The organism is Burkholderia sp. MSMB1826, assembly GCF_001526325.1.
Lineage (GTDB): Bacteria > Pseudomonadota > Gammaproteobacteria > Burkholderiales > Burkholderiaceae > Burkholderia.
In genome coordinates, this window is the sequence record NZ_LOYN01000032.1 from 157,457 (window position 1) to 169,733 (window position 12,277).

The following is a 12,277-nucleotide window of genomic DNA, read 5'->3' on the forward strand; positions in this document are numbered from 1 at the left end:
TTATGGGTGAACCAAAATGCAAAATCAATAAATCGTATTGCACCGTGATTTTTCTCATGCACAAGAAAACGAAAAATTTCGAGAGTCATGCGCGGAAATTTGTAGAATTTGGATAGTCTCTGAAATGTAGACATTTTCATCATCAAGTACCTAACCCCCTAAAAACATAAGCACACACGGAATAGTCTGCGACTTTTCCATATGTGCTCACGCTCCTAGCCCTCTAAGTACAAGGCTTCTGTCTAGGACACCCTGGTCATCTCTTTACTTTTCCCTTTTTCACGTTAAAATCAATAAAAAGGGGTGAATAAAAATGACGACTAAATCTGTCAGAATCGATGGGGCTCTAATTTTAAAATCAAAAGAAAGACGCTTTCAGTCAGTTAATCAATATCTGCTCTATCTTCAAGAGTACGAAGAGGCTCACAAAAGAGGCACGTACAACCAAGTTTTGGAGTCCCACAACAAGGTCATGACCTTCCTTGAAGTCGAGCGGCTTCAACTTGATCGTTTAAACGAAGCTCTGTCCTTCTTTCTGGAAAAGCTGGATATTGAGCTTCAGCTTTCGCAACGAGAGCGTGACTTTCTAGAGCGCCTGATGCGTGCTAATGAGAAGAAGGGTACTTGGTCATACGATCCAAACAAGAAACAAAGAGAAAATAAAGAGGGGGGTAAAAAATGAGTACTACAATAGAACTACCAGATGATTTTTCAGGGGAGGCGGAATTCAAAGTCATCACAACTGACCTTGCTACAGGAATCGACACTGCATCCATTTATACGAAGCATTACCGCAATGGGGTCCTTCACCGAGAGGATGGGCCTGCTGTGCTTCTTGAGGGCAAACCATACGAATATTGGATAGATGGAAGGCTATTTTCTGAAGAAGAGTTTAGTGCCTATTTGGAGAGGAAAAAGCTCAATGAATCACTCAATTGTGATTTGAAAGAGCGAGAAAATTACAATAAGAAAAGTAAGATATGATTAATGTGGAGTGGAGAAGCGTTGCCCATGGATTCGATTACAAGAAGTACCTACAGAGGCAAGTTCAAGATGTGCTGGATGACCTGGACGACATGCAGGCTGATCCCAAGATGGCCTACTATGCAAAGTCAGGGGAATTTACTGTTCATAACCTGACTAGAATTTCAGGAGGATTGGCTGAGAGGTTTGATCTGCTTGGTGAGGCAACCATCAAGAAGCTCAATGTGATTTCAGAGCTAGAGCTTGGTGAGCACCCAGATGTGAAGAAGTCCCTAAATATCAAATCCAAGGTAAAGCACATATTGACGACACCCGACTATCCAAACGGTATAGAGGTATCCAAGAAGGACATCAAGCGTGGTTTTACCGTCCTAAAAAAGAAAGGCAGTAAAGACAAGAAAGATGCGATCCGTGTCGATTTCACCTTGGACCAGATCAAGGAGGAGGTGGTAACGAATCGCCGCACTTCCTTGGAGCTTATCTTCTCTCTGGACAAGTCCTTTTCTTACCTGTTCTTCTCAGATAAGTTGAGCCTTGAGCAGAAGAAAGCGATGCAGGAGATCATCTTTGAGGCCAAGCACAAGGCTATGGAAGAGATCATTTCCCCAATGCTTGTTGATCTACATGGCGAGCGTGGGGAAATGCTCTTTTACGATTTCATGCACTTGGATAATCGAGAGCAAGATCCGCACATTCATATTCACAGCAACGTCTCCAACCTCATTCGCTTCGAGGACGGCACCTACCGTGTGATCGAGCCACGAGAGCTCTTCAAGAACGGGACGGCCGAGAGGGTGGACTTCCAGTTCAAGTCCATCGTGCTTCAGATGATGGCCGAGCGCTTACCCGAGATTGCGATTGAAGCCTACGACAAAGATTTCCAGGTAGTGGAGGGCAAGGCAGGTGGGGGCATCTCAGAGATCAAGGATTTCAGAGTTGCCTTTGACGACGAAACCACACGTGCCATTCGTGCCAAATACACCCACGATAAGAAGCTCAAGGACCGCATCGATCTGGACAAGCGTGAGCTCTACCAGAAGTGCCAGAACGAGTTGGGGGAGTTGGAAGCTCAGTACACCAGCGGTCAGTTGAACCAGGACGCCTACCTCAAGCAGGTTGCCAAAACCAACCAGAAATATCAGAAGGACTACGAATTTCTTTCCTCTCGAAAGTACAACAAGCAGGTTCAACGCGAGCTCGTGAACAAGAAGGAGATCGTCTCCCTACATGAGAAGCAGGAGCAGTTGGTCCAGAAGGTTGCGGAGATCGATATCAAGATGAAGAAGGCAGACCAGGTGAAGGAGATCCGCCGTGCCTGGTCGGATGAACAGATCCTGGAAAACCTCACCAATCGCAGTCCCAAGTTCACCCGCAACGATCTGATACGAGACATCGCCAAATACCGCGGCCTTGGCGTAGAAGCCGCATGGGTAGCTGACGCCATGCTGCGCGATCACCCAGACATTTTTGCACTGCCACGGGCCACCAAGCACAGCAACAGCCCATTTGACCAACCAACCTTCACTTTGCGTTCGTTGGCCGAGCTGGAGTACCAGAACATGGAGCTCATGCGCACCTTGATCGACAACCGCGTACAGACCTCGTGGGTCAAGAAGCTGATCGAGCAGGCCGAGATAGCAGGCAGTTTCACCTTCAAGGAAGAACAGAAGGAGTACATACAAAATGTGTTCTTGCCGTTCGGAGTGAGCATCGTCGTGGGTCTTCCAGGCACTGGGAAGTCGTTTGCTATGCGCCATGCTGTAGATATCGCCAGAACCAAAGGCAGGAAGACCTACGGCTTGGCACCTACCGGCAAGGTGTCCAGTGCCATCGCTCACGAGGCTGGAACCGACTATGCAGCCACCATCGACAAGTTTCTGATCGACGTGGAGCAGGGCAAGGTGGAGCTCCATGCCACCGACATCATTTTTGTGGACGAGGCAGGCATGATCGGCACGCGCAATTACCATCGCCTGTTGGTGGCGGTGGAGGCCGCCGGCGCCAAGCTCGTGCTCATTGGAGACAACAACCAGCTCGATCCCGTATCTGCCGGGAACACCTTCAACGAGTTCATCAAGGAGCACGCTGGAAAGCCATACACCACGATCCTTTCCGAAATAAGCCGCCAGAAGAACAAGGATGCGCTGGAAGTGGCGAAGACTGTCTCGGGCCAGAAGAGCATGGCCGCACGTGGTGGAACCGCTCAGGAGCGATTGGAAGCTTGGCAAACCGATAGAGAGGCAGCTACACACATCGTGGAAGCTTTCGATCTGCTGGAATCCACTGGCCGTGTTCAGCAGTACAACACCACCAAGCAGATGCTCACGGACGTCATGGATAGGTTCTCCAAGGCTCCTGAAACCTACGAGCAGAAGATCTTGCTTGCCTCCACCAACAAGACGGTCGACACGCTAAACGGCCAGATTCAGGCACAACGTGCCAGGACAGGTGAGCTTGGAGAGAAGGTTACGGTTGCTGGTGAAGAATTCTATGTGGGTGATCGAATCGTTATCCAGAAGAACAACAAGGAGGTCAAAAATGGAGACTTCGGCACGATCAAAGAGGTGACTAAAGATGGTTCTCTAGTTATCGCTTTCGATAATGGACAGCGGAAAACGGTCAATCCGTTGAAGTCCAAGATCAACCTTGGATATGCCATGACGGTACATAAATCTCAGGGTGTGACCAAGACGCAAACCTTCCATGTTGGCGAAGAATCAGCGTTGAACAATGCTCAGTTGTTCAATGTGGCAGCAACACGAAATACGCAATACTACACCTTCTTTGCTGTCAAATCTGAATATCAAGCAGTCAAGCAATCCTACTGTAGAGCTTCTGACAAAATCAGTTTATTGGATGTTCGCAATATTATCCAGAGCGAAGAGCAAACCAATCCTAATCGTGCGGTGGATTTGCAGAGGAGGCTTGAGAAGAAGAAGGCTCGCTTGGAAGCTAGTAAAGCAGCTTCTGCAAAAGCCAATAAAAAGGTAGTAACTGAAGAAACCATCAAGCAAGCCTTCAAGGACGTACACAAGGCTCTACATGCCTTTGTTCCTCCCACCTACGAACAGATGCAAGAGCGCTTGGTCATGAATTTGGGCTGGAACTGGAAAGATTCCAAGGAATGGATTGTGGAGGCTGCGAAAGAGGGCAAGGCTGTTTATGCGGACAAGTCTCAGTTCGATACTACCAAGGAGAGGCAGTATGCGGTGCGTGCCTATGTCAGCAAGAAGATCGATGACATGTTTGACACCAGAGGCACTGGCAACAAGAAGAAAGCCAAGGTAGAGAAAGAAGAACCCTATGTTAGCTCCGTCCCAACGGTCTCTGAGGTCAAGCAATCTATGTTCGCCTTGCGTGGGGTGGAGGAAGAAGAAGAGGATTTGACCTACTACCAAGCGCAAATGCTATTACTCTCTGAGTTGAGATACAACTTGGGTGAAACGGAAGCTTGGCTCAAGGAGGCTGCTGAACGCATTAAGCAGGAGCAGGCCGAGTACTTGGCGAGCCTACCCAATGACGAGGAAAGAGAATTGACCGTCGAGCGAATGATTAGCGATACCGTCAAATACATAGTGGAGCGTGATAGGCACAAAGTCGATAAGAACAAGCCTATTTAAATATCTCTGGTTCACCTAACAGCGGACCAAAAAAGCACCCCGAAAGGTGCTTGTTCTGTCTTCTAATTGAAGAAGGGCAGTCGGGCTCTTATCCAGTCTATAGAACCAGGTGGCATGGCGATGGTGTGATCTGCCTGTTCTTCATCATCTTGGTATGTGATGCTATTTTTACCAATGGCTAGAGGTTCATGGCCGGGTACGCCGTCCCAAAATACTTTGTATCGACGTTTCGCTACGACATCGCCTTGCTCGTTAGTGATCGTCAAGACAACAGCATCGAAGCTATCACCAAAGAAGTGGCTGTTGTTTGTTCCACTTCCGCAAATGTTGATGGTGTATTTTTTTCCATCAAACTCCTTCACTCCACCATTTAGCTTGCTATTGTAGTTATGGCGTTGGCAATCTGTGTAATCGTGATTGCCCCAAAAGGTAAGCGTGGCTGCACCAGCTACCAACACGAGTAGAGCGATAGCAACCGCTGCGATGCGGCGCTTCTTCTTCACATTGGTTCTGGTGCTCGACATATCGTATCCAATTTAATCGAAATGGGATTTCTCAGTTTGAGAAGCAGGGGCTTGCTGTAGATCATGAAATCACCGCCCCTGTTGTGCTTCTCACGCCATTCATTGTAGGTCTTGTTGTAGACGGGGTAGTACACATTCTTCTCTAATAGCTTCCCAAATCCGGGCCTCTTATCAACCGGCTTGTCTATCGGGTCGCCCGGTAGATAAGGCCAATTAATAGTGGTTTCCGTGATCTCGGAACTACCCATCTGAGTATGAACCTTCTTGCCGTCGATCAAGTCACTGACGGCGGCACGGTAAGAAAGAATCATGTCCTTCTTGTTCCAGTGTCCAAGATATTGGCTGTTCCCATCACCTTTATCATTGAAGGAATAGTTGTCTTTCAGGTAAACGTAGATGTGTGTGATGGTTGCAACGGGATCGATGCAATATGCTTTCGTTTGCTTTTCCTTGTCATACTGGAAGTATCTTTCAGCACTGACATCAACCTGTCCTACGGCGGCATACAAATTGAAGTTTCCAAGCGCTGCTGTCAGATCCGTTAGCGCTAAGCCATCAAGAGTCGCACTCGTTGGGATATCCTGAAACTGGTACTGCCAGTCAATATGGAACTGGCGTTCATCGCCTACGAATGCGGATGTATCAAAGGACAGGTTTATAGAACCTTGGTCGATAAAGATCGACTTGAGGTGCCTGGTGATCTTTTTCTTGGCCTCTTTTGCAGCAGCAGGTGAGTAGATCTTCTTGCTGATCAGCTCGTCATACCGTTTTTGGACACTGCCGAACCCCAATGCCCACTTGAGTGTGACGGTGGTGTCATCGATGGGCTGCACCGAATTGGGATCGTCGTTGTAGATGTGCTTCGGGCTGGCGAACCACTTCCTTGCGATCTTGGCGGCGACAGGCCAACCAATCTTGTCCATTGCGCCAGGCACATCCTGAAGATCGAACTCGGGGATCTTGTCCTGATCCTCGGCCTCGACGATCTTGGGCTGTGGTTTTGGCGGTTCTTTTGGCTGCTGCTTCTTCGCCTGTTCGGCAAGTAGTTTCTGACGCGCAGCTTCCGCTTGTTGAGCCTTGAGCTGTTCGGCAGTGGGCTTCGGTGGAGCAGGCGGGGGAGTTTCGCCTGGTGCGAGTCTAGCGAAAGAGATTCGCTGAGGCGTGTTGATAGGAACAGCACCTCTGGCTCCAAGGCGTTCCTTCCAAACCGTTCCACGAAAAAACGAGGGTTCCAGTGTGTAATATGGAACCTTCCTCACCACTGCGCCCATAATAGTTCGCTGTCAAATTACAGAACCCAGATGAATATCATAGGTCTGACAATTGAGCAAGAAGGGACGGCGAGTCTGACGAAGGTTAAGAATTGAAAATAGACAGCCACTTCTTTCTTCTTTTGATCGAGTCCTTATCTGCGAGTAGGAAGACGAAGAAATCTTCATAGTGAGGAATCACCATGCCAGAGATGTTCTTCTCAATCTCATACTCTCGTGCCTTGTCAGACATTGCTTCCAGTAGGAGGTGGATCGGTCGGAGGACTTCTACGAGACGCCAGATCACCAGCGGAGCAGCCTTCTCGATTACAAGCTGCCTATGGAAGCAGTCAAACTGGCTCATAGGATGACCGTCTTCAGTGAGGTTCATGGTGAACCCATTGCGGTATCCAGCGCGGTCCATCTTGTACAGAAGATTCGTCGCTGAACGTTCTCGGAGGTGCCACGGCGTGTAGTGCTCGTAGATCGAGCGAGCGACATCCAACCACTTATACAGAGGACTCCTTTCCATTTTGGCTTCGCATACCTCATTCAGATTGAAGTAGCGAGACTGCAACCCATACTCAGTGAAAAAGCCGATGAGTTCCTGATCGTGAGAGGTCAGGGTAGGGAGCGGAGCCGAGGGCGAAAAGTACGCGGGCATTAGCTTCTGGCACTCGCTATATAGCGTCTGGATATCGTGTCCGAACTGATGCTTCAACTGCTTGATAGTCGGTGTCTTGTAGTCATTGGTGAGCATGTAATGCGTGACCACCGCCAGCTTAAGAATTCTCTCCATACCGATGGAAAGATGGAAGAACGCGGAGTAGAAGTAGCCATCCTTGTCTTGGAAGAAGTTCGCCTGGAGCAATAGATCGAAACCAGAGAGGATAGTATTCTTGGTGAGATGCGCTTCTTGGGCAAGAAGGCTGAATTTTTTATGAAAACCTAGCAGATTCATATTTGCCGTCTCTCATTAGTGAGTCTGATATCTAGTAACGCTGACCTAGCCGGAACTTGAGGTGCCATTTCTTGGAAGACTTCAGCGAGATCTTCATCAGATGGGCTACAGCTAAGGGAGTGGCCCCCGCTGCGAAGAGTTGGTTTACGCAATTAATGCCGCTCTCGGTTAGAGTCCCGTTCCCCTTATAGTGCCTGGGATGGTATGGCTGCGCGGCGTCGAACACATCCTTCGGAATGGACTGTATGATCTGATTGGTTGTGTCAACCCGCTCCTTGTGCTGCTTGATCTGTTTTGAAATCTTTTTCTTAAGTCGCTTTATTTCAAGTAGGTAAGTTTTCTCTGCGGCCTCAAACATAAGGCAATCAAAATCAAGGTGTATTATGAATTTCTTGCCGACTTCCTTGTGAATCTTGTCCCTTATTTTTTGCACGCGTTCAAGGATCGTGTGATCATATCGCCTTGAATTTTTCCCCGTCTTAGCCAGCTCAGAATAGGAGCCAACGTCTACGGTCAATTGATGCGGCTCATGACCGATGGCGTTTCTGTAGTTGATTAGAGTGACCAACTCCTTCTTCTCAGATTTGGAAATAACGCCTTCGTCGACCAGCACCTTGGTTGCCATGCGCATAATCTTGGATTCGCTCGGCTCCTTCTCTTTGCCGTCCTCATCTTGCTGCTTCAATCTGTCATCTTGCTGAAAAATCTCGTCAGTGCCACGGATGGCTCCAATAATGAAGCGCCGCAGATCTTCTATATAGAAGATGATAAGAATCATTTCAAATGCTCTTAGCTTCAGTTCGTTTGCTTCCAGCGCACTTGGAAGAGGGCCGTGGGGACGATGTGGTTTCATTTGGTTGTAGTTTAAAGAAACATTACTGTGAGCTATAGCTCTATCTCAAGCGATTAAATAAAACGCCTTTAGGTTCTTCGCATGCCCGCAATCAAGGGTCGTGCTTATGACGAGCAGAAGGCGACGCGTCGGGGTGCCGAACGACCAAAATTCCATCATGGAAATGGTAGCACTTTCACACTTTTGGTTAAGATGTTTTTTTCTTTTCATCTCGGTCTTTGAAATTATCCTTGCCAGGAGTGGCAATTGCCAGTGCCATGGTGAGGGGGTAGAATCGATCTATCTGAACCATTGGAAATCCATATGCTGACCGCTGACCTTCCTTTGAACGAGAAGTTGAAAGACCTGATCATAAAACTTGAGAACGATACTCTTGACAAGATCGTGAAAGGTCTTGATGTTCGCGGACAGAGCTACTTTGCCATTCGCACTGGTGAAATCGTGAGTCAGGTGGAGGAGGATAGGGTTTCGGAAGCTTTGGCCAAACTGAATGCCGATCACCTGCTTCTCTTGTTGGTGGAAAATAATAAAGGAGACGATTTCAAGGCGGGAGGCACGATCAACATTCATATCTATACCCCTAAACGCTCATTTGAGGGCTATACCGATATTTATCTGGATGAAGATGGAGCTAGGGTAGTTGACCCTATGGAATGGCAGGCTTGGGATGGAAATATTGGGTACTTCAAGTAAGCTACGGTGCAAAAATGGACAGCGCAGAGATTTCGCTCCTCGTGAGAGGAACTGACGGACAGATTAAGTATGTTTCTGAGGGGCTGGGTATTCCTCAGTTTTACAACCTAGTGCGCTCTAGGGATGATGGTAGGCACTTCTTGGTGGATTTCTCACCTGTCATCAATGCCTTGTATGAGATTCACAAGAAGGCGCATGATGAAGGAATTCTGACCAAGTACAACACCATGTACAACTACTGGTTGGATATGAAGACCCACACCAAAGAAATGGTGATGCTTCTTAAAAGTGAGGAGTTGATTAAGCAGTCCAATGCACTCATCAACGAGCTTCACATTGCCCTAAAGAAGGCTGATCGAGCCTTCAATGCCTATAGCAATTCACTTCTTGATGACGTGCTTGCGATCAAGAAAAGTTGCGACATCTACATCGATTCCATGCTCTGTTTGGTGTACGGAAAAGCAGTGCAGGACCTCGCATCGTTCAAGGCGGACGTGGTGGTTGGTGGGTATGCAGACTTCCTTGTGGAGCTTGCAGGGAGGCTGTATCGCCAGTTCGTAAGAGTGGGCAACTTTGACGACTCTTACCTGAAATACATTGCGTTTGAGCAGCCGGACGAACTCCAAGCATACCTAGCCTTGGATTCGGATGAGAGCGCGGCCAGCTTCAAGCTACGGTTCCTTGAGGCGGCTAAGCCGCAGTGCGATGAGGTAAAGCTTTGGGACGAGCACTACACGAGAATTAGACAAGTGAATATCCAATACGACTCTTACCATCAGAGCCATATTAGGGCCGGCCACGAGTTGCGTGATCTGCTCCAGAGGGCACGGTCGCTGAAGAGACTCGTTGATCGACTGAAGGAAGGCAATATTGAATGGGAGACCGGCGAGGACGCCATGAACGATCTTGCACAAGAGATTCATATTGAGCAACGCGGCCACCCACGGTTGAGATAGACCGAACAAAGGTGGCGCCGAGGAGTTTACTGGTTAAGCTCCTTTTCGCTTTTCCTTGAAGAGCGAGAGATAGTTCAACGCGCTTGAACTTTTGTTAAGCCGTGTCTTGTCTTTCATCCTGTTCGGACTGAGAGATCAATACTGTCGCATTAAACTTCGCGAACTTGGCTTTGGATCTTCCGTTCTTCCAAGCAACCTTTGCGTTCACATGCATGATAACGGTGCTGCCCGCACGAGAGGTTGTGATTACCTGCTTTTCCTTAAGATAAGCGATGGAGCGGGTAATCGTTCGTTCAGAGTGTCCTAGCAGTTCCTTCAATGTGGCTCTTGATGCAACGATGCTGTTTGTTTTGTCCATTTGCTCCATTAAAAGAAGTAGCAGCTCCAACGCTTTGGGGTTGTCTCCAATGAGTTTTCTTAGGGAGCCGATTTCGCTTTCGAAGAGCATCACAAAGCCAAAATTCTCTGGCAAGACTCTCTCTGACTTGACTTCCCCCGTGTGGCTGTCCACTATTTGTTGTTTACAGGTCATTATTATTTATTCCTTAAAAGTGAGAATTTTGTCCATCCGCGTGGACAAAATTGGCCTAATGCATGACATGAAAATAACGAATATTTTTTTATTGTCAAGAGGCCGGTCAGTGGTCAGTTAAACTATTTTTATGATCGACCAGAGTGCCATCCTGGGTGTCCACCCAGGTGGACATGTACGGTGGCTCGCTGCTCATCTGAAAACCCTTGTCAATCAAGGATCTCGCTTTTTTCACATCTATATCTAATAAAGAGATATTTTCAACCCTACGGGATTGCACCTCTACAGGGGAATTCAATCACGCTTTGAAAAACCCCATCTGCTGTCCGGGCAGCAGACCCCCGAAGCCGCCTTCGGCGTTTCTGTCCCGTTTGCTTGCGCTTCTCTAGCTGCCCTTCGGGCTCCAGTGCTCGGAACTGGATCTAAGCTCATCCTCTCTACCCTACGGGTACAGGTCTCGGTGCCCTACGGGTAGAGTCTGCAAGACAGCAGGCTATATTGTCCTTTGATGCACTCAATCGCCGTGCAGGCTCTTCTTCAGGAAGGCTGCCTAGGGGCATGTCCTACGGAGATCTCGATTTGTGGACAGAGGTTGAGTTGCCGTGAGGCATGGAAGACTTGTCTTAGGCAGCTACGACTGCCCAGAAGGAGAGCGAAGGCTCTCCCAAAGATGACTTAGCAGTCTATGTAGATTCGTTAGGCAGAGCTTTGATCAGGAATTGCCTGGAATCCTTGAAAAAACACCTCAAAACCGCTTTTTTTTGTCTCTAGATAGGTAGAGGTAGCCGACAGGCTATTTGCTCTCAAAAAATGAGCTAAAAACACGATCAGTGAGATCGGATAGTTTCGGGTGGATTTAACTTCGTCCGTCAGGACGGCAATGTAGCGAAAGCGAAATATAAAGAAACGCCGAAGGCGGCTTCGGGGGTCTGCTGCCCGGACAGCAGATGGTAGTCGCGCTCAAGCGCCCGTACAGCACATCAGATCGAGCAGATAGAAGCACCTTTAGGTGCCACATGGTTAGCAGGCGACCGCTGTTCATCCGCAAGATCCGATATTGGTTTCTTGGCGCGAGTACGGAAAAATTTGGCACACCACTGTGCCATGCTGGATGGCACTCTGTTCCATGCCGCGATACTTCTTGAAGTACCGCTGCGAACTGGATTATCTAAGCTTTCGTCTTGAGTTGATTGCATTTGCGGCGCTGCTCGGTAGCTTGAACTTTCCATGCTCGATATCAAACTTGACAACGGGTTCCCATTTGGAGCTAACGTGGTTTCTGCTGGAGCTATAGAAGTAATTGGCGTACTCCATCATATCCTCCATTTGCATTTTTGCTAGGATGACTGCTGTTCCAGGGATGCTGTTTCCCTCACTTTGGAACCGCTCTAAACCGCGCTGACTATGAATCGCCATGATAGGTATGTCAGAGGTGCGGTATGCGATTTCTTCTGATTCTTTGTTGGGGTCGATGTCTGCCATATCGATCCACCAGCTTGGAACATGTAGCCAAGCTTCGATGATGTCTTCTTTTATCTCCATAGTTTTCCTTGTTTTTCCTATCCAATTTTATTGTGAATCGGAATATTGTCAACGATGACTGGTTGACAAGTGAGCTGAGTTCTCTTATGTCTTCCTTGGTGGGGAATTCATATGAGAATAAATCTAAACGTTCCGTTCAAGGAAAAAGACAAAGCAAGGAAGCTTGGGGCAAAGTGGGATAGTGCAAGGAAGACTTGGTATGTTGTCGATGTGGACGACATTCAGCCCTTCATTCGTGGATGACTGCCCAGCAAGTCAATCCAAGCTCGTACAAACAGAGACAGAGGGAAGAGCAGTTCTATCGGGTCAGGGATGGTCGCGCGAGGGAGTACAAGCCCAGCAAGACGGAGACTCGCATCCCT

Annotated in this window: 12 protein-coding genes; 6 read left to right on the plus strand and 6 right to left on the minus strand. The window is 48.2% G+C overall.

The genetic code is table 11. The annotated features are described in order from the left end of the window. Positions 1-313 precede the first annotated feature (313 nt). The 3 genes from WS95_RS34975 to WS95_RS20940 are packed head-to-tail and all read left to right on the plus strand — an operon-like array spanning position 314 to position 4,604. Positions 314-682 carry a hypothetical protein gene (locus WS95_RS34975; RefSeq protein ID WP_156444524.1) on the plus strand — a complete coding sequence of 123 codons (369 nt, stop codon included), beginning with the start codon at positions 314-316 and terminating at the stop codon, positions 680-682. Continuing rightward, positions 679-984 (plus strand): hypothetical protein, encoded by a 306-nt coding sequence (locus WS95_RS34980; RefSeq protein WP_156444525.1) that lies wholly within the window; start codon positions 679-681, stop codon positions 982-984. The genes WS95_RS34975 and WS95_RS34980 overlap by 4 nt, the downstream gene beginning before the upstream one ends. Next, the gene (locus WS95_RS20940) at positions 981-4,604 is read left to right on the plus strand and encodes an AAA family ATPase (protein ID WP_059825489.1); all 3,624 of its coding nucleotides are present in this window, start codon (positions 981-983) and stop codon (positions 4,602-4,604) included. The genes WS95_RS34980 and WS95_RS20940 overlap by 4 nt, the downstream gene beginning before the upstream one ends. Before the next feature lie 62 nt (positions 4,605-4,666). On the opposite strand, the gene WS95_RS33775 is transcribed toward WS95_RS20940, so the two are convergent. The 4 genes from WS95_RS33775 to WS95_RS20955 all read right to left on the minus strand — a co-directional run bounded on the left by WS95_RS33775 (position 4,667) and on the right by WS95_RS20955 (position 8,192). After that, entirely contained in the window at positions 4,667-5,107 is a 441-nt protein-coding gene (locus WS95_RS33775) for a hypothetical protein (RefSeq protein ID WP_212167776.1), read from the minus strand. Further along, the gene (locus WS95_RS20945; protein WP_059825492.1) at positions 5,104-6,399 is read right to left on the minus strand and encodes a DUF6402 family protein; all 1,296 of its coding nucleotides are present in this window, start codon (positions 6,397-6,399) and stop codon (positions 5,104-5,106) included. The genes WS95_RS33775 and WS95_RS20945 overlap by 4 nt, the downstream gene beginning before the upstream one ends. A gap of 85 nt (positions 6,400-6,484) precedes the next feature. Beyond that, positions 6,485-7,339, minus strand: a complete 855-nt coding sequence (locus WS95_RS20950) for a hypothetical protein (protein ID WP_059825495.1) — start codon at positions 7,337-7,339, stop codon at positions 6,485-6,487. 31 nt (positions 7,340-7,370) lie between these two features. Next, positions 7,371-8,192, minus strand: coding sequence for a hypothetical protein (locus tag WS95_RS20955; RefSeq protein ID WP_059825499.1), 822 nt, complete (start codon positions 8,190-8,192; stop codon positions 7,371-7,373). Positions 8,193-8,495: 303 nt separating this feature from the next. On the opposite strand from WS95_RS20955, the gene WS95_RS20960 reads away from it, so the two are divergent. Both WS95_RS20960 and WS95_RS20965 read left to right on the plus strand, forming a co-directional pair. After that, on the plus strand, positions 8,496-8,885 hold the full coding sequence (locus WS95_RS20960) for a hypothetical protein (RefSeq protein WP_059825503.1): 390 nt from the start codon (positions 8,496-8,498) through the stop codon (positions 8,883-8,885). A gap of 14 nt (positions 8,886-8,899) precedes the next feature. Continuing rightward, entirely contained in the window at positions 8,900-9,841 is a 942-nt protein-coding gene (locus WS95_RS20965; RefSeq protein WP_059825506.1) for a hypothetical protein, read from the plus strand. 94 nt (positions 9,842-9,935) lie between these two features. Here WS95_RS20965 and WS95_RS34985 read toward each other — a convergent pair whose 3' ends face one another. Both WS95_RS34985 and WS95_RS34990 read right to left on the minus strand, forming a co-directional pair. Beyond that, positions 9,936-10,373 carry a replication/maintenance protein RepL gene (locus WS95_RS34985; protein ID WP_156444526.1) on the minus strand — a complete coding sequence of 146 codons (438 nt, stop codon included), beginning with the start codon at positions 10,371-10,373 and terminating at the stop codon, positions 9,936-9,938. A 1,164-nt stretch (positions 10,374-11,537) separates the two neighbouring features. Next, complete coding sequence (locus WS95_RS34990) at positions 11,538-11,915, minus strand: hypothetical protein (protein WP_156444527.1); 378 nt, start codon at positions 11,913-11,915, stop codon at positions 11,538-11,540. A gap of 111 nt (positions 11,916-12,026) precedes the next feature. Here WS95_RS34990 and WS95_RS35790 point away from each other — a divergent pair, with 111 nt between their 5' ends. Continuing rightward, on the plus strand, positions 12,027-12,158 hold the full coding sequence (locus tag WS95_RS35790) for a DUF5710 domain-containing protein (RefSeq protein ID WP_257139909.1): 132 nt from the start codon (positions 12,027-12,029) through the stop codon (positions 12,156-12,158). Positions 12,159-12,277: the final 119 nt, after the last annotated feature.